Annotated in this window: 21 protein-coding genes; 15 read left to right on the top strand and 6 right to left on the bottom strand. The window is 72.7% G+C overall.

The window, feature by feature from the left end; genetic code table 11:
• Window positions 1-32 precede the first annotated feature (32 nt).
• The 6 genes from ABZ716_RS17340 to ABZ716_RS17315 all read left to right on the top strand — a co-directional run bounded on the left by ABZ716_RS17340 (window position 33) and on the right by ABZ716_RS17315 (window position 5,980).
• Entirely contained in the window at window positions 33-785 is a 753-nt protein-coding gene (locus ABZ716_RS17340) for an N-acetyltransferase (protein WP_358812406.1), read from the top strand.
• Between the two features lie 215 nt (window positions 786-1,000).
• Complete coding sequence (gene argC, locus ABZ716_RS17335) at window positions 1,001-2,029, top strand: N-acetyl-gamma-glutamyl-phosphate reductase (protein ID WP_358959784.1); 1,029 nt, start codon at window positions 1,001-1,003, stop codon at window positions 2,027-2,029.
• Between the two features lie 115 nt (window positions 2,030-2,144).
• A complete protein-coding gene (gene argJ / locus ABZ716_RS17330; protein WP_358959781.1) occupies window positions 2,145-3,302 on the top strand; it encodes a bifunctional glutamate N-acetyltransferase/amino-acid acetyltransferase ArgJ in 1,158 nt (385 codons plus the stop codon).
• Window positions 3,299-4,219: an acetylglutamate kinase gene (argB, locus tag ABZ716_RS17325; protein ID WP_358812403.1), complete on the top strand. Its 921-nt coding sequence runs from the start codon at window positions 3,299-3,301 to the stop codon at window positions 4,217-4,219. Before argJ ends, argB begins: the two co-directional genes overlap by 4 nt.
• Window positions 4,216-5,433, top strand: a complete 1,218-nt coding sequence (locus tag ABZ716_RS17320) for an acetylornithine transaminase (RefSeq protein ID WP_358812402.1) — start codon at window positions 4,216-4,218, stop codon at window positions 5,431-5,433. Before argB ends, ABZ716_RS17320 begins: the two co-directional genes overlap by 4 nt.
• A 7-nt stretch (window positions 5,434-5,440) precedes the next feature.
• The gene (locus tag ABZ716_RS17315) at window positions 5,441-5,980 is read left to right on the top strand and encodes an arginine repressor (protein WP_351885673.1); all 540 of its coding nucleotides are present in this window, start codon (window positions 5,441-5,443) and stop codon (window positions 5,978-5,980) included.
• 13 nt (window positions 5,981-5,993) lie between these two features.
• On the opposite strand, the gene ABZ716_RS17310 is transcribed toward ABZ716_RS17315, so the two are convergent.
• Both ABZ716_RS17310 and ABZ716_RS17305 read right to left on the bottom strand, forming a co-directional pair.
• Window positions 5,994-6,680 (bottom strand): L,D-transpeptidase family protein, encoded by a 687-nt coding sequence (locus ABZ716_RS17310; RefSeq protein WP_358812447.1) that lies wholly within the window; start codon window positions 6,678-6,680, stop codon window positions 5,994-5,996.
• A gap of 189 nt (window positions 6,681-6,869) precedes the next feature.
• Window positions 6,870-8,408 carry a HEAT repeat domain-containing protein gene (locus tag ABZ716_RS17305; RefSeq protein ID WP_358959778.1) on the bottom strand — a complete coding sequence of 513 codons (1,539 nt, stop codon included), beginning with the start codon at window positions 8,406-8,408 and terminating at the stop codon, window positions 6,870-6,872.
• Between the two features lie 262 nt (window positions 8,409-8,670).
• Between ABZ716_RS17305 and argH the strand changes: the two genes are divergently transcribed.
• Window positions 8,671-10,098 carry an argininosuccinate lyase gene (gene argH / locus ABZ716_RS17300; protein ID WP_358812400.1) on the top strand — a complete coding sequence of 476 codons (1,428 nt, stop codon included), beginning with the start codon at window positions 8,671-8,673 and terminating at the stop codon, window positions 10,096-10,098.
• Window positions 10,099-10,175: 77 nt separating this feature from the next.
• On the opposite strand, the gene ABZ716_RS17295 is transcribed toward argH, so the two are convergent.
• Window positions 10,176-10,688 carry an HAD domain-containing protein gene (locus ABZ716_RS17295; protein ID WP_358812399.1) on the bottom strand — a complete coding sequence of 171 codons (513 nt, stop codon included), beginning with the start codon at window positions 10,686-10,688 and terminating at the stop codon, window positions 10,176-10,178.
• A gap of 89 nt (window positions 10,689-10,777) precedes the next feature.
• Here ABZ716_RS17295 and ABZ716_RS17290 point away from each other — a divergent pair, with 89 nt between their 5' ends.
• Genes ABZ716_RS17290 through ABZ716_RS17280 form a run of 3 tightly spaced genes read left to right on the top strand, consistent with a single transcriptional unit; the run spans window position 10,778 to window position 14,404 of the window.
• Window positions 10,778-11,326, top strand: coding sequence for a helix-turn-helix domain-containing protein (locus ABZ716_RS17290; protein ID WP_358959775.1), 549 nt, complete (start codon window positions 10,778-10,780; stop codon window positions 11,324-11,326).
• Window positions 11,326-12,870, top strand: coding sequence for an MFS transporter (locus tag ABZ716_RS17285; protein WP_358812398.1), 1,545 nt, complete (start codon window positions 11,326-11,328; stop codon window positions 12,868-12,870). Before ABZ716_RS17290 ends, ABZ716_RS17285 begins: the two co-directional genes overlap by 1 nt.
• Window positions 12,871-12,928: 58 nt before the next feature.
• On the top strand, window positions 12,929-14,404 hold the full coding sequence (locus ABZ716_RS17280; protein ID WP_358959772.1) for a membrane-associated oxidoreductase: 1,476 nt from the start codon (window positions 12,929-12,931) through the stop codon (window positions 14,402-14,404).
• Between the two features lie 13 nt (window positions 14,405-14,417).
• Here the strand turns inward: ABZ716_RS17280 and ABZ716_RS17275 are convergent, their stop codons facing one another.
• Entirely contained in the window at window positions 14,418-15,047 is a 630-nt protein-coding gene (locus ABZ716_RS17275) for a lysophospholipid acyltransferase family protein (RefSeq protein WP_351885656.1), read from the bottom strand.
• Between the two features lie 289 nt (window positions 15,048-15,336).
• On the opposite strand from ABZ716_RS17275, the gene ABZ716_RS17270 reads away from it, so the two are divergent.
• The 3 genes from ABZ716_RS17270 (at window position 15,337) to ABZ716_RS17260 (ending at window position 17,632) form a co-directional block, all read left to right on the top strand.
• Complete coding sequence (locus tag ABZ716_RS17270; RefSeq protein WP_358959770.1) at window positions 15,337-16,491, top strand: glycerophosphodiester phosphodiesterase; 1,155 nt, start codon at window positions 15,337-15,339, stop codon at window positions 16,489-16,491.
• 73 nt (window positions 16,492-16,564) lie between these two features.
• Window positions 16,565-17,089, top strand: coding sequence for a sigma-70 family RNA polymerase sigma factor (locus ABZ716_RS17265; RefSeq protein ID WP_358959767.1), 525 nt, complete (start codon window positions 16,565-16,567; stop codon window positions 17,087-17,089).
• 36 nt (window positions 17,090-17,125) lie between these two features.
• Entirely contained in the window at window positions 17,126-17,632 is a 507-nt protein-coding gene (locus ABZ716_RS17260; RefSeq protein WP_351885648.1) for a GNAT family N-acetyltransferase, read from the top strand.
• A 17-nt stretch (window positions 17,633-17,649) separates the two neighbouring features.
• Here the strand turns inward: ABZ716_RS17260 and ABZ716_RS17255 are convergent, their stop codons facing one another.
• Both ABZ716_RS17255 and ABZ716_RS17250 read right to left on the bottom strand, forming a co-directional pair.
• The gene (locus ABZ716_RS17255) at window positions 17,650-18,066 is read right to left on the bottom strand and encodes a hypothetical protein (RefSeq protein ID WP_358812394.1); all 417 of its coding nucleotides are present in this window, start codon (window positions 18,064-18,066) and stop codon (window positions 17,650-17,652) included.
• Complete coding sequence (locus ABZ716_RS17250; protein ID WP_358812393.1) at window positions 18,059-18,427, bottom strand: hypothetical protein; 369 nt, start codon at window positions 18,425-18,427, stop codon at window positions 18,059-18,061. Before ABZ716_RS17250 ends, ABZ716_RS17255 begins: the two co-directional genes overlap by 8 nt.
• 565 nt (window positions 18,428-18,992) lie before the next feature.
• Here ABZ716_RS17250 and ABZ716_RS17245 point away from each other — a divergent pair.
• Both ABZ716_RS17245 and ABZ716_RS17240 read left to right on the top strand, forming a co-directional pair.
• A complete protein-coding gene (locus ABZ716_RS17245; RefSeq protein ID WP_358959762.1) occupies window positions 18,993-20,096 on the top strand; it encodes an ATP-binding cassette domain-containing protein in 1,104 nt (367 codons plus the stop codon).
• A complete protein-coding gene (locus tag ABZ716_RS17240; RefSeq protein ID WP_358959760.1) occupies window positions 20,093-20,761 on the top strand; it encodes a methionine ABC transporter permease in 669 nt (222 codons plus the stop codon). Before ABZ716_RS17245 ends, ABZ716_RS17240 begins: the two co-directional genes overlap by 4 nt.
• Window positions 20,762-20,777 lie beyond the last annotated feature (16 nt).

Below are 20,777 nucleotides of genomic sequence, written 5' to 3'. Positions count from 1 at the left end.
GGGGGCGGTGCGGCGCGCCTAGCCTGCGGTCCATGACCGAGACAGTGATCACCTCCCTCGCCCGCCGTCCCGCCCTGGCGTCCCGGCTGTGGGACATGCGGGACTCCTGGCCGCCGTTCGCCCAGCACGACGCCGTGGCCTGGCTGCTCTACCCGCGGCTGGCCGCCGAGTTCCCCGAGTACGTGTTCGTCGCCACCGAGGGGGACGAGGTGGTGGCCCGGGCCTTCAGCGTGCCCTTCGCGCTGCACACCGCCGAGCGCGGCGGGGTGCTGCCCGCCCAGGGCTGGGACCGGGTGCTGATGTGGGCCTTCGCCGACCTGCGCGGCGGGGTCCGGCCCGACACCGTCAGCGCCCTGGAGATATCCGTCGCCACCGGCCGGCAGGGTCAGGGCCTGTCGGGGCGGATGCTGGCCGCGATGCGCGAGGGCGCGCGGGCCGCCGGCTTCACCGAGGTGGTGGCCCCGGTCCGGCCGAACGGCAAGCCCGCCGAGCCCGAGACGCCGATGGCCGAGTACGCGTACCGCACCCGTGAGGACGGCCTCCCCCATGACCCGTGGCTGCGGGTCCACGTCCGGGCGGGGGCCGTCATCGACTCGGTGGCCCCGCTGTCGATGACCGTCACCGGCTCCCTGGCCCAGTGGCGGGAGTGGACCGGGCTGCCCTTCGACACCGCCGGGAAGGTCCGCGTGCCGGGCGCGCTGAGCCTGGTCCACTGCGAGCCGGAGCACGACTACGCGGTCTACGTGGAACCCAACGTCTGGGTCCGCCATCCGCTGGAGCCGTAGGGCCTGCCCGAACCGCCGTTTGATTGGTCGCGGCGGCACGTGGACGCGGTCAATCCCCCGGGCTGCGTACGGTGCCGCCGTGACCGGATGTCCCACGGCGACCACCCCCTTGAACAGGGCGGATGGGAGCGGGACCGTGGAGGTGTCGGACCCCGGGAACTCTTTGCATAAACCTGCAAAGGTACGTATAGTCATGCCATCGAGGAGGAGGTCCGATGGTGGTACGTGTAGCGGTGGCCGGAGCGAGCGGATACGCGGGCGGTGAGGTCCTGCGCCTGCTGCTCTCCCACCCCGAGGTGGAGATCGGCGCGCTGACCGGACACTCCAACGCGGGACAGCTCCTCGGCAGCCTGCAGCCGCACCTGGTGCCGCTCGCCGGACGCACCCTGGAGCCGACCACGGCCGAGGTCCTCGCGGGACACGATGTCGTCTTCCTCGCCCTGCCGCACGGGCAGTCCGCCGCCGTCGCCGCCCGGCTCGGCGACGAGGTGCTCGTCGTCGACATGGGCGCCGACCACCGGCTGAAGGACTCCGCCGACTGGGACCGGTTCTACGGCGCCCCGCACGCCGGGACCTGGCCCTACGGCCTGCCCGAGCTCCCCGGCGCCCGCGCCGCCCTCGCCGGCACCCGGCGCATCGCCGTCCCCGGCTGCTTCCCCACCGCCGTCTCGCTGGCGCTGCACCCCGCCTACCAGGCGCGGCTCGCCGAACCCGAGGCGGTGGTCGTCGCCGCCACCGGCACCTCCGGCGCGGGCAAGGCCCTCAAGCCGCACCTGCTCGGCTCCGAGGTGATGGGCACCGTCAGCCCCTACGGCGTCGGCGGCGTCCACCGCCACACCCCCGAGATGGTGCAGAACCTCTCCCCCCTCGCCGGGGAGCGGGTCTCCGTCTCCTTCACCCCCACCCTCGTGCCCATGGCGCGCGGCATCCTCGCCACCTGCTCGGCCAAGGCCCGCCCCGGCACCACCGCGGAGTCGCTGCGCGCGGCCTACGAGAAGGCGTACGCGGACGAGACCTTCGTCCAGCTGCTCCCCGAGGGCCTCTGGCCGACCACCAAGGCGGTGTACGGCTCCAACTCCGTCCACCTCCAGGTCGCCTACGACGAGTCGGCCCAGCGGATCATCGCCATCAGCGCGATCGACAACCTGACCAAGGGCACCGCCGGCGGCGCGGTGCAGAGCATGAACATCGCCCTCGGCCTTCCCGAGGCGACGGGACTTTCCACGATCGGAGTCGCACCGTGAGCAGGGGGCACCTCCCAGCGGTAGCTGGGGGAGCACGCGCAGCCACCGGGCTGCACACGACCATGATGGCCGCGCCGGCGCGCTGCGCGGGCGGAGAAGCGAACGAGGAGATGCTGTGAGCGTCACGGCAGCACAGGGATTCACGGCGGCGGGGATCGCCGCCGGGATCAAGGCGAACGGCAACCCGGACCTGGCCCTCGTGGTCAACCACGGGCCGCGACTGGCCGCCGCCGGCGTCTTCACCTCCAACCGCGTCAAGGCCGCGCCGGTCCGCTGGTCCGAGCAGGTCCTGCGCGGCGGCACGGTCAGCGCCGTCGTCCTCAACTCCGGCGGCGCCAACGCCTGCACCGGCCCCAAGGGCTTCCAGGACACGCACGCCACCGCGGAGAAGGCCGCCGCCGTCCTGGGCGGCGAACACAACGCCGGCGAGATCGCCGTCGCCTCCACGGGCCTCATCGGCGTCCTGCTCCCCATGGACAAGCTGCTGCCCGGCATCGAGACGGCCGCGGAGGCCCTCTCCGCCGACGGCGGCGAGGCCGCGGCCATCGCCATCAAGACCACCGACACCGTGCACAAGACGGCCACCGCCGGCCAGGACGGCTGGACCGTCGGCGGCATGGCCAAGGGCGCGGGCATGCTCGCCCCCGGCCTGGCCACCATGCTCGTCGTCCTCACCACCGACGCCGACCTCGACTCCGCCACCCTGGACAAGGCGCTGCGCGAAGCCACCCGCACCACCTTCGACCGGGTCGACTCCGACGGCTGCATGTCCACCAACGACACGGTGCTGCTGCTCGCCTCCGGCGCCTCCGGGCAGGTCCCCGCGTACGAGGACTTCGCCCGGGCCGTCCGCACCGTCTGCGACGACCTCGCCCGGCAGCTCATCGGCGACGCCGAGGGCGCCAGCAAGGACATCCGCATCGAGGTCGTCGGCGCGGCCAGCGAGGACGACGCCGTCGAGGTCGGCCGGTCCATCGCCCGCAACAACCTGCTCAAGTGCGCCATCCACGGCGAGGACCCCAACTGGGGCCGGGTGCTCTCCGCCATCGGCACCACCCGGGCGGCCTTCGACCCGGACCGGCTGAACGTCGCCATCAACGGCGTCTGGGTCTGCAAGAACGGCTCGGTGGGCGAGGACCGCGACCTGGTCAGCATGAAGGACCGCGAGGTGCGCATCACCGCGGACCTCTCCAGCGGCACCGAGTCCGCGGTCATCTGGGCCAACGACCTCACCGCCGAGTACGTCCACGAGAACAGCGCGTACTCCTCATGAGCGCCGCGAGGAAGCACACCGCGCTGCCCAAGGCGCAGATCCTCATCGAGGCCCTGCCCTGGCTCACCCGTCACAACGGCAAGATCGTCGTGATCAAGTTCGGCGGCAACGCCATGATCGACGAGGACCTCAAGGCGGCCTTCGCCCAGGACGTGGTCTTCCTGCGCCAGGCCGGGCTCAAGCCCGTCGTGGTGCACGGCGGCGGCCCGCAGATCAAGGCCCAGCTCGCCAAGGAGGGCCTGGTCAGCGAGTTCAAGGCGGGCCTGCGCGTCACCACGCCCGAGGCGATGGACATCGTCCGGATGGTGCTGGCCGGGCAGGTCCAGCGCGAGCTCGTCGGGCTGCTCAACCAGCACGGCCCGCTCGCCGTCGGGATGACCGGCGAGGACGCCCACACCATCACCGCCACCCAGCACCGGCCGCAGATCGAGGGCGAACGCGTCGACATCGGCCGGGTCGGGGAGATCACCGCCATCGACACCGGGGCGATCGAGGCCCTCCTCGCCGACGGCCGGATCCCGGTCATCTCCTCCATCGCCCGCAGCGCCGACGACAACCACGTCTACAACGTCAACGCCGACACCGCGGCCGCCGCTCTGGCCGCCGCCCTGGGCGCCGAGACGCTGATGGTCCTCACCGACGTCGAGGGCCTCTACGCGGACTGGCCCAACAGCGACGAGGTGATCAGCCGGCTCACCGTCAGCGAGCTGGAGAAGCTGCTGCCCGAGCTGTCCAGCGGCATGGTCCCCAAGATGGAGGGCTGCCTGCACGCCGTGCGCGGAGGCGTGCCCACCGCCCGCGTCCTCGACGGACGCGTCCAGCACTCGATCCTGCTGGAGATCTTCACCGACCAGGGCATCGGCACGATGGTCCTGCCCGACCCGCAGCCGGCCACAGCGCAAGGGGGAGCACAGTGACGCAGCAGCACCAGCAACACCAGGAGAGCGGCAACGAGCGGTTCGCGGCCCGCTGGCGGGGCGCGCTCACCGACAACTACGGCACCCCGGCCGTGGCCCTCGTCCGCGGCGAGGGCGCCCAGGTCTGGGACGCGGATGGCAGGCAGTACACCGACTTCGTCGGCGGTATCGCGGTCAACGCCCTCGGCCACGCCCACCCGGCGGTGGTCGAGGCCGTCACCACGCAGGTACAGACCCTCGGCCACGTCTCGAACCTCTTCCTCTCCGAGCCGGTCATCGCCCTCGGCGAGCGGCTGCTCCAGCTGTCCGGCCGCGAGGGGCGGGTCTTCTTCTGCAACTCGGGTGCAGAGGCGGTCGAGGCCGTCTTCAAGATCGGTCGGCTCACCGGCCGCACCCACGTGGTCGCCACCGACGGCGGCTTCCACGGCCGGACCATGGGCGCCCTCGCGCTCACCGGCCAGCCGGCGAAGCAGGCCCCCTTCCTGCCGCTGCCCGGCGAGGTCACCCACGTCCCCTACGGCGACGCCGAGGCCCTGCGGGCCGCCGTCACCGAGGAGACGGCGCTCGTCCTCATCGAGCCGATCCAGGGCGAGAACGGCGTGGTCGTCCCGCCCGCCGGCTACCTGACGGCCGCCCGCGAGATCACCCGCGCCACCGGGACCCTGCTCGCCCTGGACGAGGTGCAGACCGGTATCGGCCGCTGCGGGACCTGGTTCGAGTACCAGCAGCACGAGGGCGTCGAGCCGGACCTGGTCGCCCTCGCCAAGGGCCTCGGCGGCGGCCTGCCCATCGGCGCCGTCGCCGCCTTCGGCCGCGCCGCCGGGCTCCTCCAGCCCGGTCAGCACGGCACCACCTTCGGCGGCAACCCGGTCGCCTGCGCCGCCGGCCTCGCGGTCATCGACACCATCGCCACCGAGGGACTGCTCGACCAGGTCAAGGCCCGGGGGGAGCGGCTGCGCTCCGGAATCGAAGCCTCCGGTCACGGGCTGGTCTCCCGCGTCCGCGGCTCGGGCCTGTTGCTGGGTATCGTGCTGACGGAGCCCCTCGCACCGAAGGTGCAGCTGGCGGCCCAGAAGGCCGGGTTCCTGGTCAACGCGCCCGCCCCCGACGTCGTACGGCTGATGCCCCCGTTCGTCATCACCGAGGCCGAGGTCGACGCGTTCCTCCAGGCTCTTCCCGGCATCCTCGACGAAGCGGGACGATCCGGAGAATGAGACGACGATGAGCCAGGCGCAGGAACACGAGCAGAACGGCGGCCCCTCCGTTCCGCAGACCCGCACCGCCCGCCACCGCCGGATCGTGGACATCCTCAACCGGCAGCCGGTCCGCTCCCAGAGCCAGCTGGCCAAGCTGCTCGCCGACGACGGGCTGAGCGTCACCCAGGCGACGCTCTCCCGCGACCTCGACGAGCTGGGTGCGGTGAAGATCCGCAACACGGGCGGCGAGCTGATCTACGCGGTCCCCAGCGAGGGCGGCTTCCGCACCCCGCAGGCCCCGCTGGGGGAGTCGGCGAAGGAGGAGCGGATGCGGCGCCTCTCCGGCGAGCTGCTGATCTCCGCCGAAGCCTCCGCGAACCTCGTGGTCCTGCGCACCCCGCCGGGGGCGGCGCAGTTCCTCGCCTCGGCCATCGACCAGGCCGAACTGCACGCCGTCCTCGGCACCATCGCCGGCGACGACACCCTGATGCTCATCAGCCGCGACCCGGCCGGCGGCCAGGCCCTCGCGGACCACATGCTGCGCCTGGCGCAGAAGGAGGGCTAGTACCGCCTCCCTCTCAGTACCGGGTCACCGCCAGCGGCCCGTCCTGCGTCCCGATGGCGATGTGCGGGAGGCGGCGCGGGTTCGCCCAGCGCAGCAGCTCGCGCATCGCTCCCCGCGGTACGGAGACACAGCCGGCCGTCGCCCCCCTGCCGTTCACGTGCAGGAAGATGCCCGCGCCCCGGCCGCGTACGGGGTGCTCGTAGTTGAAGCCGATGACCAGGGCGTGCGCGTACTGCTTCCCGTACGCCGCCAGGTGCTCGGACTCGCCCGGCGCGCAGTCGGCGGGCAGCGGCTCCGTCCAGCGGTTGTAGGCGGCGGAGGCGTTGTCCTGGCACCACCAGGAACCCTCCGTCACCCGCCGGTAGGCGAACTCCGTCCCGGCCGGCGCGGGCGCGATCCCGAAGGCGTAGGGCAGCTCGTACAGGCCGGCCGGGGTGGTGTTCGTCCCCTGGGTCCTGCTCGCCCCCTCGGTGAGACCGCTGGCCCCGAACCGCGCGGGCGCCCGCCCGGCCTCGTACCAGTGGCCGGCTCGCCGGTCCCACCAGGTGAGCTCGCCCGTGGTGGAGCCGGGCGCGGGGGCGACGGCGGTGATCAGCTGACTGCCGCCGCCGGTGTCGGCGAGGCGGGCGGGCAGCGGGTCGGGGCCGTGCGGCCACAGCCCGGCGAGGAGCAGCGAACCGGCGATCAGAGCGTTGCGCAGCACACGGGAGACGGTACGGGCCGAGCCCGCCGGGAGCGGCGCGGACAGACCGTCAGGACCCGATCGGACGAGCCTCCCCCGGCCCGCGCGTGCGCGCCCCGGGCCCGCCCGGGTCCGTGCGGCGGTGCCCCGGGCCCGCCCGGGTCCGTGCGGCGGTGCCCCGGGCCCGGTCGGGTCCGTGCGGCGGTGTCAGCGCCGGGCGTCGCGGTCGGCTGCGTCCCGCGCGGGGCTCAGCCGCAGCTCGCGGGCGCCCAGGTGCCGCGCGGCCCGCGCCAGCAGCCCGCCCAGCTCCGCGCGTTCCGCCTCGCCCTCGTGCAGGGTGGACAGCCAGTTCCAGGTGGCCACCCGGTCCCGCGCACGTCGTCGCGTCCCGGGGTCGGGATCCGTCAGCAGGGCCACGGCCGCCCGCAGTTCGGCGCTTCCGCCCCGGCCCCGCAGCAGCCGGAAGGCGGCCCTGCGGGTGTGCGGCGGCCACTGCGGCCCGGTCAGGGCGGCCAGCGCGGTCGTGTCCAGGCGTTCGGCCGAAGGGAGCAGCTGCCGCGTGGCCTCGCGGGCCGTCGACGCCGAGCGGTCCTCCAGCAGGGTCAGGAGCACCGGGACCTCGACGCGGGCCCCCAGCCGGCGCAGCCCCGTCAGGGCGGCGGCCCGTACCGCCCCCTCGGGGTGTTCCAGCAGGGTGCGCAGCAGCGGGACGCCGTCGCTCCCGGCCGTCTCGGCGAAGCCGGTCACCGCGGGCCCGGTCACCCGCTGCGGATCCGTGAGCAGCGCCCGGTAGGCGGCGTACGGGTCACCGCCGTCCTGGCGCAGCAGCCAGCGGGCGCAGGCCCGTACGGTGCCCGCCCGGTCGGCGAGGTACCGGTCGGCCTCCGCCGCCCGCCCGGCCCCGCGCAGGGCGGTGACTCCGGCCGCCCGCACCGCCGGGATGCGCGACCCGAGCAGGGCGTCGACCGCGCCGTCGTCCGGCCCGTCGGCGGCCATCGCCGCCAGGACGGCGTCGGTCCACATGCGGGCGGTCACCGGATCGGGCTCGGCGGCGGCCCGCCGGGCCCGCTCCCGTACGCAGTGGCGTCCGGTGGCGAGGGCGATCCGGGCGGCGAAGCGGCGGGTCCCCAGGTCGGTGCCGTGTTCCAGGCGGTCCAGCATGCCCGCGCGCTGCTGAGGGGTCAGCGAGTTCCAGCTCCAGGTCGTCGCGGGCTGCCCGGGGCGCCACCACGCGGCGAGGAGGGAGTACCGGCCGCTCAGGGCGGCCTCCAGCTGCTCCGCCGCCCAGGCGCCGTGTTCGCGTCCGGCCAGCCGCAGGACGAGCGGGGTGAGTGCGGTCAGCGCGTCGGCCGGATCGCCGGCCACCGGACGGCCCAGCACCCTGCGGGCCCGGTCCCGGGTGCGCGCGGGGTGAGCGGCCAGGGCCCGGCCCAGCACCCTGCGGGCGCGCTCGCGCACCTGCGGGACCCAGTCGGCGCACCGGATCACGACGAGCTGGAGCGGCGGGTTGCGCCAGGCGGCGAGCGCGGCCGCGCGGACCCGTCCGTCGGGGTGGCACAGCCGCGCCTCCAGCCGCTTGACGGGCGCCCCGGGGAAGCGCTGGAGGCGGCGCGTCTCCCGCTCGAAGGCGATCCACGCCTCCGGCGAGTTCCCCAGGAGCTGCCAGGGCGCCGGGTCGGCGTCCACGCGCATAAGGCGCCCGGCCGCGTTCCGTCCCCTGGCCGCTTCCTCTGCCGTGCTGCCCATGTGCCCTCCCCGGCTGGATCCGCCCTCGATGGTAGGCGGCGGCTCCCGGGTGCCGCCCTCCAAATACGGCCTGGTCAGCGCCGCGGAAGGCGGCTCGATTGACGAAACATACGGAGCAATGCATGGTTATGCTTGTTCTTGTCGTGGACCACAGCGCGACGCGACGCGTGCCCGGATCGTTTGACGCTGTACCCGGACGGCCTCCCCGCACCCTCCGCGGCGGGGAGGCCGCCCCCTTCCACCCTCATGAGGAGCAGTAGCTGTGAGCAGCAACAACGGTGACGTCCGGCTCTGGGGCGGCCGGTTCGCCGACGGCCCTTCGGAGGCCCTCGCGAAGCTGTCCGCGTCGGTCCACTTCGACTGGCGCCTGGCGCCCTACGACATCGCCGGCTCCCGTGCCCACGCCCGCGTCCTCGCCAAGGCGGGCCTGCTCACGGCCGAGGAGCTCGACCGTATGATCGCGGGCCTCGACCGGCTGGAGGCCGACGTGGCCGACGGCTCCTTCGTCGGGACCGTCGCCGACGAGGACGTCCACACCGCCCTGGAACGGGGCCTGCTGGAGCGGCTGGGCCCCGACCTCGGCGGCAAACTGCGGGCCGGGCGCTCGCGCAACGACCAGGTGGCCACCCTCTTCCGGATGTACCTGCGCGACCACGCCCGGATCATCGGCGGTCTGCTCGCCGACCTCCAGGACGCCCTGGTCGGCCTGGCCGAGGCGCACGCGGACGTGGCGATGCCGGGCCGGACCCACCTCCAGCACGCCCAGCCCGTCCTGTTCGCCCACCACGTGCTGGCCCACGTGCAGTCCCTGTCCCGGGACGCGGAGCGGCTGCGGCAGTGGGACACCCGTACGGCGGTCTCCCCGTACGGCTCCGGCGCCCTCGCCGGCTCCTCGCTCGGCCTGGACCCGGAGGCCGTCGCCGCCGACCTGGGCTTCGAACGCGGCTCGGTCGGCAACTCCATCGACGGCACGGCCTCGCGGGACTTCGTCGCCGAGTTCGCCTTCATCACCGCGATGATCGGGATCAACCTCTCCCGGATCGCCGAGGAGATCATCCTGTGGAACACGAAGGAGTTCTCCTTCGTCACCCTCCACGACGCCTTCTCCACCGGCTCCTCGATCATGCCGCAGAAGAAGAACCCCGACATCGCGGAGCTGGCGCGCGGCAAGTCGGGCCGCCTCATCGGCAACCTGACGGGCCTGCTCGCCACGCTCAAGGCGCTGCCGCTGGCCTACAACCGGGACCTCCAGGAGGACAAGGAGCCCGTCTTCGACTCCTGCGACACCCTGGAGGTGCTGCTCCCGGCCTTCACCGGGATGATGGCCACCCTCACGGTCAACCGGGAGCGGATGGAGGAGCTGGCCCCGGCGGGCTTCTCCCTCGCGACGGACATCGCGGAGTGGCTGGTCAAGCAGGGCGTGCCCTTCCGGGTGGCGCACGAGGTGGCCGGCGAGTGCGTCAAGGTCTGCGAGGGTGAGGGGATCGAGCTGGACGAGCTCACCGACGCCCAGTTCGCGAAGATCTCGGAGCACCTGACCCCCGAGGTCCGCACCGTCCTCAACGTCCCCGGCGCCCTGGCCTCCCGCAACGGCCGCGGCGGCACCGCCCCGTCGGCGGTCGCGGTCCAGCTCACGGAACTCAAGGCCGACCTGGTCATCCAGCACGCCTGGGCGACGCACAAGCAGTAACCCCCCTACACGCACAGACCGCAGGGGCGGTACGGATCCACCGGGCCCGTACCGCCCCTGCGGCGCGCCCGGGACGGTCAACGGGCCTGCGCACCGGCCCAGTCCGCCAGCGCGTCGAAGTCCGGCCGGGTCAGCCCGATCCGCTCGTCCACGCGCAGGAGCAGCGCGTGCGCCAGGTGGTGCCGCTCGGTGTACTCGCGGTCCATGGCCGTGATGTCGTCGTCCACCCAGGCGAAGGGCCGCCTGCCCGCGTACTCCAGGACGTACTGGGTCTTCCAGAACGTGCCGCTCGGGGCCCGGCCGTGCATCACGGGCCAGTCGATGAAGGGCAGCCGGGGGAGTCCCAGGTGCGGGCCTATCCACTCGTTGGCCTCGTCCTTCCAGGTGGTGGCCCACACCAGCTCGTACGCGTCCGCCAGCGCGAGCAGTTCGGCGCCGTGGCCGGGGTTGAGCCAGACCCGCAGGGGTTTGCCGTGCGTGAAGCCCGTGGGGCGCATGCGGTGGGTGGTGTAGCCCTCGGGGCGGCGCTCGGGCTGGGCCGCGTAGGGGTTCAGCGGGCCGTCGACGTCGATGAGCAGCAATGGCTTCATGCGGACAGGGTTCCTTTCCGGCCGGCGCACCGGCAGCTGGATTTCTTGGTGGTGAGACATTGACGTCTCATTTGGGGTATCGTTGTCTCATGGCCATGGATCGTGACCAGGTGCTCCGCGACGCGGCGGCCCTGCTTTCCCGGAAATCGACCGCGACGATGGACGAGGTGGCGCGGGCCGCCGGAATCGGGCGGGCTACCTTGCACCGGCACTTCGCCGGGCGGGACGCGCTCGTACGGGCGCTGGAGGAGTTCGGGATCCGGCGGTTCGAGGGCGCGTTCGACCGGGCCCGGCTCGACGAGGGCACGGCCGTGGAGGCCCTGCGCCGGCTCGTCGCCGAGACCGAGCCCGACGCCCAGCTGCTGGCCTTCCTCGTCACCGAGAACCAGCTCTTCGAGGGCGATCAGGTCAACGAGGGCTGGGCCCGCCTCGACGCACGCGTCAGCGCGCTCTTCCGCCGGGGCCAGCAGGAGGGCCACATCCGGATCGACCTGAGCCCCGCCTGGCTCACCGAGGCCCTCTACGGCCTCATCGGCACCTGCGCCTGGGCCGTCATGGACGGCCGGGTCGCGGCCAAGGACTTCCAGTACGTGATCACCGAGCTGCTGCTCGGTGGCGCACGACGGAGCGTGGAGTGATGACCAGAACCGAACAGCTGAACCGGCGGACGGGAGTGGAGGGGAAGCGCCGCGGACGGTGGCTGGCACTCTCCGTGCTCGTCCTGGCCGTCCTGCTGATCGCGGTCGACGCCACCGTCCTCGGCCTCGCCACGCCCGCCCTCAGCGAGGACCTCAAGCCCTCCGGCACCCAGCTGCTGTGGATCGGCGACATCTACTCCTTCGTCATCGCCGGCCTGCTCGTCTCCATGGGCTCCCTCGGCGACCGCATCGGCCGCAAGAAGCTCCTGCTGCTCGGCGCCACCGCCTTCGGTGCCGTCTCCGTCCTGAACGCCTACGCGACCAGCCCCGAGATGATGATCGTGGCCCGGGCCCTGCTCGGCGTCGCGGGCGCCACCCTGATGCCGTCCACCCTCGCGCTGATCCGCAACATCTTCCACGACCCGCGGGAGCGCAGCCTCGCCATCGGCATCTGGGGCGCCACCGCCTCCGCGGGCGCGGCCGTGGGGCCCGTCGTCGGCGGGGCCCTGCTCCAGCACTTCTGGTGGGGCTCGGTCTTCCTCATCAACCTGCCCGTGATGGCCGTCCTGGTCGTCGTCGGCGTCAAGCTGCTGCCCGAGTCCCGGAACCCGGTCGCCGGACCCTGGGACCTGTTCAGCGTGGTCCTGTCGCTGACCGGCGTCATCGGTGTGGTCTATGCCGTCAAGGAACTCGCCACCCACGGCCCGACCTGGGGTGTCGCGGCCGCCGCCGTCATCGGCGCCGGCTGCCTGTACGCCTTCGTCCGCCGCCAGTTCACCCTGGCCTCACCCCTGCTCGACATGCGGCTGTTCAAGCACCGCGGCTTCTCCGGCGCGGTCCTCGCCGACCTGCTGACCGTCTTCGGCCTCTCCGGGCTGGTCTTCTTCCTCTCCCAGTTCCTCCAGCTGGTCCAAGGCCGCGACCCCCTGGAGGCGGGCCTGGCCGAACTCCCCGCCGCCGTCGGCGCCGTCGCCACCGGTCTGGTGGCCGGCCGGTACGCCCGCCGCTACTCGGTCCGGGGCATCGTCGCCGTCGGTATGGCCGCCGGCGGCCTGGCCCTGGCCGCCCTGACCCTGATCCACCGGGACAGCGGCTACCCGCTGCTCGGCGCCGCCCTGCTCGTCGTCGGCCTCGGTGCCGGTTTCTCCTTCACCGTCACCGCCGACGTGATCCTCTCCAGCGTGCCCAAGGAGCAGGCCGGCTCCGCCTCGGCCGTCTCCGAGACCGCCTACGAGCTGGGCGCCGCGCTCGGTATCGCCCTGCTCGGCTCCATCGTCACCGGCGTCTACCAGGGCTTCACCGCCCCCGCCTCGGTCCCCGCCCCGCTCGCCGACGCGGCCCACGAATCCCTCGGCGGGGCCGTCGAAGCCGCCCGGGCCCTGGACCCCCAGACCGCCCACACCATGGTCGGCGCCGCCCAGGACGCCTTCGTGGACGGTCTCCGGCTCGCCTCCGGCGTCGGCGCGGCCGTCCTGCTGGCCACCGCCGTGGCGGCCTGGTTCCTGCTGCGGGGCCAGAAGCTCCAGGACGGCATCGAGCACTGACGCCACTCCCGCCGACGGAAGTTGACAGTCCGTCGGGACGCGGGACACCATCCCCGCGATGGAGATCACCGACCTGACCCCCGCCGAACGCCGCGTATGGGACGCCTTCCCGCGCGGCGAAGGCGTCGACTTCCGGGAGAGCCCGGACGAGCCCTCCGCCGACGGTGCCTCCTGGGGCCCCGAGCGCACCGTACGGGCGGAGGTGCTGCGGGCCCTGCTGGTCGGCGGTCCCACCGAGGAGGGACGGGTGGCGGGGCTGAAGCTGTACGGCGCCCGGATCAGCGGCAAGCTCGACCTCAAGTACGCCGTCGTGGACCATCCCCTGCGGATGCGTTCCTGCTGGTTCGAACGCAAACCCATGATGTACGGCGCCCAGATGCGCGCCGTGGTCCTCGGCGACTCCACTCTGCCCGGCCTGACCGCGGCCGCCGTCCGCGTGGACGTCGTCCTGCGGCTCTCCTGCTGCACCATCAACGGACCCGTCCGGCTGGCCGGCGCCCGGATCACCGGCGGGCTCTTCCTCCAGGGGGCGGTGATCCGCCCCGGCAGCCTTCCCGACGAGGCCGACGAACCGCCGCTCCAGCTCAACCACGCCGACATAAGCACCGACATCATCGCCGACGACCTCACCGTCCACGGCCAGATCCGGATCAACGGCGCCACCGTCGCCGGCCGGATCAGCCTGGACCGGGCCAGGCTGATCAACCCCGGCGGGATCGCCCTGCACGCGGAAACCCTCTCCGTCGGCACCGACCTGCGCTGCGACCGGCTGGAGGCCGAGGGGATGGTCAACCTCACCGGCGCCCGGATCCCCGGCCAGCTCATGCTGGTCCGCGCCCGGCTGGCCAACCCCGACGGGGTGGCCCTGCGCGCCAGCAGCTGCGCCATAGGAGAGCTGTGGCTGCGCCAGTGCCCGCCCGTGGACGGCATCGTCAACCTGCGCCGCAGCCAGCTGGACATGTTCTACGCCGAACCCGGCGTCTGGCCGCCCGTGGTCCGCACCGAGGGGCTCACCTACCGGGTGCTGCACCCCCTGCTGCCCGCCGAACAGCGGCTGCCGCTGCTGGAACGGGAGGAGACCGGCTACCTCCCGTACGGCTACGAACAGCTCGCCGCCGCCTACCGCACCGTCGGGGACGAGGCCGCGGCCCGTACCGTCCAGCTCGCCAAGCTGCGCCGCCACCGCCGCACCCGGCCCCGGCACGCCCGCCTGTGGGGGCTCCTCCAGGACGTCACCGTCGGCTACGGGTTCCGGCCGCTGCGCGCGGCGGGCTGGCTCCTGCTGCTGGTGCTCACCGGCTGGATCGCGTACGGGCTGCACCACCCCAGGCCGCTGAAGCCGGGGGAGGCCCCCGACTTCAACCCGCTCTTCTACACGATCGACCTGGTGCTGCCGATCATCGGCTTCGGCCAGGAGGAGGCGTTCGCGCCGGGCGGCTGGTACCAGTGGCTGTCGTACCTGCTGGTCGTGACCGGCTGGATCCTCGCCACCACGACGGCGGCGGGCGTCAGCCGGTCACTCCAGCGGCAGTAGTCCGGGACCCGGCTCAGGCGGCCTTCGCCTTGGTCGCGTACATGTCCACGTACTCCTGGCCCGAGAGGCGCATGACCTCGGCCATCACGGAGTCGGTGACGGCGCGCAGCACGTACCGGTCGCGGTCCATGCCCTCGTAGCGGGAGAACTCCATCGGCTCGCCGAAGCGGATGGTGACCCGGCCCGGGCGGGGCATGCCCTTGCCGCCCGGCTGGAGCTTGTCCGTGCCGATCATGGCGAACGGGACCACGGGGGCGCCCGTCATCAGGGTGAGGCGGGCGATGCCGGTGCGGCCGCGGTAGAGCCGGCCGTCGGGGGAGCGGGTGCCCTCGGGGTAGATCCCGAAGATCTTGCCCTCCTCCAGGATCCGGCGGCCCGTCATCAGGGCGGCGACCCCGCCGTTCGCGCCGTCGCGGTCGACCGGGATCATGCCGGCGCCGGTGAAGAACCACGCCATCAGCCGGCCCTTGAAGCCCTTGCCCGTGACGTACTCGTCCTTGCCGATGAAGTGGACCGTGCGGTCGCACACCAGCGGCAGGATCATCGAGTCGATGAAGGTCAGGTGATTGCCCGCCAGGATGACCGGGCCGCTGCCCGGGATGTTCTCCAGCCCCTCCACCCTGGTGCGGAACATCAGGCGCATGGCCGATCCGACAGTGGCTTTGATGAGCGCGGTACGGAACAACGTGAGCCCTCCGGCATCGAAAAGCGGTTTTCGCACCACACGGCGGCAGTGCAGGTGAGGACGATACTCGCGGGTCACCCCTGATCGCACATCGGGTTCACGAGGTGGATACGCAATGTTGACGTGTGTTTCCGCCATGTTCCGCGTGACCCCACTCCTCAGCCACCCCCCTTGCCTACCATCGGCTCGCCGCTTTCCCAAAGAAGCCGAGCACTTTCCAACCGAATCCGAACAAGGAGTGGCACTTATGACGCAAGGTGGGACAGCCCGGCGCACCGTCCTGGGAGCCGCGGTCCTCGCGGCCGGGACCGGCGTCGGCCTCTCGGCCGGCCCGGCCTCCGCCGCCGCGGCCGGACACGGCGGCGGGTACCGCGACCTCCCCGTCCCCCTGGTCATCGGCCACCGCGGCTCCAGCGGCTACCGGCCCGAGCACACCCTCGGCTCCTACCAGCTCGCCCTCGACCTCGGCGCCGACGTCGTCGAACAGGACCTCGTCCCCACCAGGGACGGCCACCTGGTGTGCCGCCACGAGAACGAGATCGGCGGCACCACCGACGTCGCCGACCACCCCGAGTTCGCCGGCCGGCGCACCACCAAGACCGTCGACGGGGTCTCCGTCACCGGCTGGTTCACCGAGGACTTCACCCTCGCCGAGCTGCGCACCCTGCGCGCCAAGGAACGCATTCCGGCCATCCGCCAGCGCAACACCCTCTACGACGGCCGCTGGCCGGTCCCCACCTTCGAAGAGGTGCTGCGCTGGGCCGACCGCGAGGGCAAGCGGCGCGGCAAGCAGGTCTGGCTGCACGTCGAGACCAAGCACCCCACCTACTTCCGCGGCCTCGGCCTCGGCCTGGAGGAGCCCCTCGCCGCCCTCCTGCGCCGCTACGGCCGCGACGGGCGCAACGCCGCCGTCTTCCTCCAGTCCTTCGAGCCCTCCAGCATCCAGCGCCTCTCCCGCCTGGTGTCCGCCCCGCGCGTGGTGCTGCTCTCCGCCGCGAACACCCGCCCCTGGGACTTCGAGGTGGCCAAGGACCCCCGTACCGTCGCCGACCTGGTCACGCCCGAGGGCCTGAAGTGGATCGCCGGATTCGCCCAGGGCATCGGACCCACCCTCGACCTCATCGTCCCGCGCACCGCCGACGGCAAACTCGGCACGCCCACCACCCTGGTGCGCGACGCCCACGCCCGCGGCCTGGTCCTGCACCCCTACACGGCCCGCAACGAGAACACCTTCCTGCCCGCCGAATACCGCAAGGGCACCGACCCGAACGCCTACGGGGACGCCTTCGGCGCCTTCAAGCGCTACTTCGAGCTCGGTATCGACGCCATCTTCACCGACAACCCCGACACCGGACTCCTCGCCGCCGAGGCGTTCCGTCCCGGACGGGGCGTCAACCGCTAGACCAGGCACCCCGTACGGGTGGGCCGGGCCCGGCGGGGAAACCGCCCGGCCCGGCCCCCGCGTCCCGCCCGGCATGGACCTGCGACGCGAACCGGAACTGATCGAGGAGCTGCGGCCCCTGCTCTCCGCCGAGGCGGCCGCGGAGGCGCCCGCCGCCGGGCTGGACGCCGCCGACCTGGAACAGGCCGTCTGGGTAAGGCTGCTGGAGCAGGGGCCGCCCGGCCCCGGTCCGACCGCCCGGGCCCGCTGGCTGAGGCGGGCCGTACGCGCCGAGACCCGGCTCGCCCGGAGGCGGGCGCGGCGCGAGATCCCGTACGGGGCCACCCGCGCGCACACCGGCGACGAGCCCGAGGGGGCCCTGCTGCACGGGGAGACGAACCGCGCCCTCCGATCGGCGGTCGCCCGGTTGCCGGGACGGTGTCCCGAGCTGATAACCGCACTTTTGTCGCCCCGAGACCTCACCTACCGTGAAATCGCAGGAGAGTTGGGTATCTCACAAGGAAGTTTGGGGCCAGTACGTTCCCGTTGCCTGGGATGTCTGCGCAGAATGCTCGCTGGAGAGGTTGCGGCTCCTGACCCATGGGGAAAGGAGCGGTAGACCATCGAGCTACCGGTGAGCGGGAGGCATGCGCACATGGGCATGAGCGTGACCATTTCGGCGGCGGCCGCCGAAGACGCCGAGCAGATCTTCAAGCTGCAGTACCTGGCGTTCCAGCGGGAGGCCGAGCTGTACGGCAACTACCTCATCCAGCCGCTCACCCAGTCCCTGGACTCCCTCAAGGAGGAGATGGCCGCGGACACCGTCCTGGTGGCCCGGCTCGGCGACGAGGTCGTGGGCGCGGTGCGCGGCAGCGTCGGCGAGGACGGCACGGCCAGCATCGCCAAGCTGTGCGTCCACCCCCGCCTCCAGGGCCACGGCCTCGGCGCCCGGCTGCTGCGCGCGGTCGAGGAAGCCCTCGCCGGCCACGGCGGCACCACCCGCTTCCGCCTGCACACCGGCCACAAGAGCGAGTCGAACCTGCGCCTGTACCGCAAGGCCGGCTACGCGCAGGTCGGCAACCGCACCGCCTCCGACGGCGTGCACCTGGTGATCCTGGAGAAGGACGCCCAGGTCCCCGCCGCCTACACCGTCAGCGCCTGACGCCTGACGCCTAGCGCCTACCGCTTGGCGCGCAGCCAGAGCATCCCGGTGACCGGCAGCACCACCGGGATGAACAGGTAGCCCATCCCGAAGTCCGACCACACGGTGCTGTCGGGGAACGCCTCGGGCCGGATCAGCGTCCAGGCGCCGACGGCCAGGACGCCCGCGAGCTCGGCCGCGCAGCACACCAGTGCCGCGCGCCGGGCCCGGTCGCCGCCGCGCACGAGCGAGTACGTGATGAAGGCGTAGACCAGGGCGGCCGTCGCCGACAGGGAGTAGGCCAGCGGTGCCCGGTCGAAGTCGGTGGAGATCTGGTAGGCCGAACGGGAGACCGCGCCGACCACCATGACCCCGTAGAGCCACACCAGCAGCAGCCCGGGCCCGGAGACCAGCCGCTTGCGGGATTCCGGTGTGGCGGTCGTCGTGTCAGGCACCGGCGGATCCCCAGATGTCGTAGAGGCGCACTTCGAGCACGGCGAGGACGACCGCGCCCGCGGCCACCGTCACCGAACCCCACTTGGTGCGCTCGGTCAGCGAGAGCAGCCCGGCCGCCGGGACCGCCGCGAAGGCGCCCACGAGGTAGGCCACGAAGAGCACCGCGCCCTGTGCGGGCTTCTCACCCCGGCCCAGCTGGACCAGGCCGACCACCAGCTGGGCCAGCGCCAGCAGGGTCACCACGGCCATCCCGATGAAGTGCCAGTCCTTGGTCGGCTGGTCCCGCCATACGGCGTGGCCGCACCAGGCGGCGAGGGCGAGGGCGGCCACACCGAGGGCGGCCGTCAGGGCGTCGAGCATGCTGCGAGGGTATTACGGCCCCCGGGACCCGCTGTGCCGGGGGCGCCCGCCGACCGTGGCCTTGGCCACAGCGCGCCCCCCTGCCCCGTCCCCCGGCGGACCCTGGCGCGGATCCCGCCCGGCCGTGGGAGGACTGGCCGGAAGGGCTCCCGTAGCGCCCGGGACGGTAGGCCGCTGCGGACCCGTCGTGTCCGTCATCCGGCCCGAATCCGTCCGCTATGCGGACAGCGGGGATCGTTCAGCCGGCACGTCTGCTTTACTGGGGCCCATGACCACGACGAGCAGCCGCACCCTTGCGACCGAGGCGACGATGACGCCCGGTGCTCGTTGTATGTGTCGAATGTGCGCCTTCTGAGGGCCCCTTCCCCCGCGGTCTCGCGCCCCGAAGCGAGACGAGGCGAGCCGCTCCGCCGTCCAGGTCACCGCTGACCTCCGGTCCGGACCGCTCCAGCCCCGCGCACGTGTCGACACCCCTCCTTTGTGACGGTTCGACCCGTATCGCGTCCCCAGATGTTTGCCCCGTGCACGGTCCGCACGCCGTGCACTCGACAGCGACGGAATTCCTGTGATCACCACATCGGGCCTCACGAAGGTCTACCAGTCCCGTGGCCGCGAGGTCACCGCCCTGGACGGCGTCGACCTCCACGTCCGCGAGGGCGAGGTCTACGGAGTCATCGGCCAGAGCGGGGCGGGGAAGTCCTCCCTCATCCGCTGCGTGAACCTGCTGGAGCGCCCCACCACCGGCACCGTCACGGTCGACGGCGTCGAGCTCACCGCCCTCGCCGGGCGCGGCCGCCGCGCCGGCAAGGAGCTCCGCGAGGCCCGCAGCCGGATCGGCATGGTCTTCCAGCACTTCAACCTGCTGTCCTCCCGGACCGTCCAGGCCAACATCGAGCTCCCGCTGGAGATCCTCGGCGTCGACCGCCGCGAACGCTCCCGCAAGGCCCTGGAACTCCTCGACCTCGTCGGCCTCGCCGACAAGGCCAAGGCGTACCCGACCCAGCTCTCCGGCGGCCAGAAGCAGCGCGTCGGCATCGCCCGCGCCCTCGCCGGCGACCCCAAGGTGCTCCTCTCCGACGAGGCCACCAGCGCCCTCGACCCCGAGACCACCCGCTCCATCCTCCAGCTCCTGCGCGACCTCAACCGCCAGCTGGGCCTGACCGTCCTGCTCATCACGCACGAGATGGACGTCGTCAAGAGCATCTGCGACTCCGCCGCGCTGATGAAGAAGGGCCGCGTCGTGGAGTCCGGCACCGTCGCCGAGCTGCTGGCCACCCCCGGCTCCGAGCTCGCCGCCGAACTCTTCCCGGTCAGCGGCTCCGCCACCGGCCCGGAGCACACGGTCGTGGACGTCACCTTCCACGGAGAGGCCGCCACCCAGCCGGTCATCTCCCAGCTGGCCCGCACGTACAACATCGACATCTCGATCCTCGGCGCCGCGATGGACACCGTCGCAGGCCGCCAGATCGGCCGGATGCGCATCGAACTGCCCGGCCGCTACGAGGACAACGTCGTGCCCGTCGGCTTCCTGCGCGAACAGGGCCTCCAGGTCGACGTGGTGGACGACGTGCCGGACACGACCGGCGCGACCCACTCGACCGAGACGACCGACACGACCGACGAGATCGACGACGAACTGGCCGCACTGGTCAAGGACGGTGCCAAGTGACCTGGTCCGAGATGCAGCCCCTGCTCACCCAGGGCACGTACGACACCCTCTACATGGTCCTGTGGTCCACCCTGGTGACCGTCCTCGGCGGACTGCCCATCGGCATCCTCCTCGTCCTCACCGACAAGGGCGGCCTCCTGCAGAACCAGCCGCTCAACAAGGCCCTCGGCGTGATCGTGAACGTAGGCCGCTCGCTGCCGTTCATCATCCTGCTGATCGCCCTGATCCCGGTCACCACCGCCGTGGTCGGCACCTTCATCGGCCCCACCGCCATGATCGTCCCGCTCGCCATCGGCGCCGTCCCCTTCTTCGCGCGGCTGGTCGAGACGGCCGTCCGCGAGGTCGACCACGGCCTGATCGAAGCCGTCGAGTCCATGGGCGGCGGCATCCCCACCCTCGTGGGCAAGGTCCTCCTCCCGCAGGCCCTGCCCTCCCTGGTCGCCGCCGTCACCACCACCGTCATCACCCTGGTCGGCTACTCCGCCATGGCCGGCGCCGTCGGCGGCGAAGGGCTCGGCTCCAAGGCCATCACCTACGGCTTCCAGCGCTTCGAGACCGGCTTCATGGTCGCCACCGTCGTGGTCCTGATCGCCCTCGTCACGGTGATCCAGCTGATCGGCGACGGCGTGGTGCGCGTCCTCGCCCGCCGCGGCCGGACAGCCTGAGCCCGCCCCGGGCCAC

Origin of the sequence: Streptomyces sp. NPDC006687, assembly GCF_040636215.1 — a bacterium.
In the GTDB taxonomy this organism is placed as follows: Bacteria; Actinomycetota; Actinomycetes; order Streptomycetales; family Streptomycetaceae; genus Streptomyces.
This window is presented reverse-complemented; position numbering and strand designations above follow the sequence as displayed.

What these genes read in the sequence shown, in the direction of transcription:
- ABZ716_RS17290 (WP_358959775.1), top strand. Translation starts at nt 10,778, where the DNA reads ATGGCCATGGATCGTGACCAGGTGCTCCGCGACGCGGCGGCCCTGCTT.
- ABZ716_RS17285 (WP_358812398.1), top strand. Translation starts at nt 11,326, where the DNA reads ATGACCAGAACCGAACAGCTGAACCGGCGGACGGGAGTGGAGGGGAAG.
- argB (WP_358812403.1), top strand. Translation starts at nt 3,299, where the DNA reads ATGAGCGCCGCGAGGAAGCACACCGCGCTGCCCAAGGCGCAGATCCTC.
- ABZ716_RS17315 (WP_351885673.1), top strand. Translation starts at nt 5,441, where the DNA reads ATGAGCCAGGCGCAGGAACACGAGCAGAACGGCGGCCCCTCCGTTCCG.
- ABZ716_RS17280 (WP_358959772.1), top strand. Translation starts at nt 12,929, where the DNA reads ATGGAGATCACCGACCTGACCCCCGCCGAACGCCGCGTATGGGACGCC.
- ABZ716_RS17340 (WP_358812406.1), top strand. Translation starts at nt 33, where the DNA reads ATGACCGAGACAGTGATCACCTCCCTCGCCCGCCGTCCCGCCCTGGCG.
- ABZ716_RS17265 (WP_358959767.1), top strand. Translation starts at nt 16,565, where the DNA reads ATGGACCTGCGACGCGAACCGGAACTGATCGAGGAGCTGCGGCCCCTG.
- ABZ716_RS17260 (WP_351885648.1), top strand. Translation starts at nt 17,126, where the DNA reads ATGGGCATGAGCGTGACCATTTCGGCGGCGGCCGCCGAAGACGCCGAG.
- ABZ716_RS17295 (WP_358812399.1), bottom strand. Translation starts at nt 10,688, where the DNA reads ATGAAGCCATTGCTGCTCATCGACGTCGACGGCCCGCTGAACCCCTAC.
- ABZ716_RS17275 (WP_351885656.1), bottom strand. Translation starts at nt 15,047, where the DNA reads ATGCGCCTGATGTTCCGCACCAGGGTGGAGGGGCTGGAGAACATCCCG.
- argC (WP_358959784.1), top strand. Translation starts at nt 1,001, where the DNA reads ATGGTGGTACGTGTAGCGGTGGCCGGAGCGAGCGGATACGCGGGCGGT.
- ABZ716_RS17305 (WP_358959778.1), bottom strand. Translation starts at nt 8,408, where the DNA reads ATGGGCAGCACGGCAGAGGAAGCGGCCAGGGGACGGAACGCGGCCGGG.
- ABZ716_RS17270 (WP_358959770.1), top strand. Translation starts at nt 15,337, where the DNA reads ATGACGCAAGGTGGGACAGCCCGGCGCACCGTCCTGGGAGCCGCGGTC.
- ABZ716_RS17250 (WP_358812393.1), bottom strand. Translation starts at nt 18,427, where the DNA reads ATGCTCGACGCCCTGACGGCCGCCCTCGGTGTGGCCGCCCTCGCCCTC.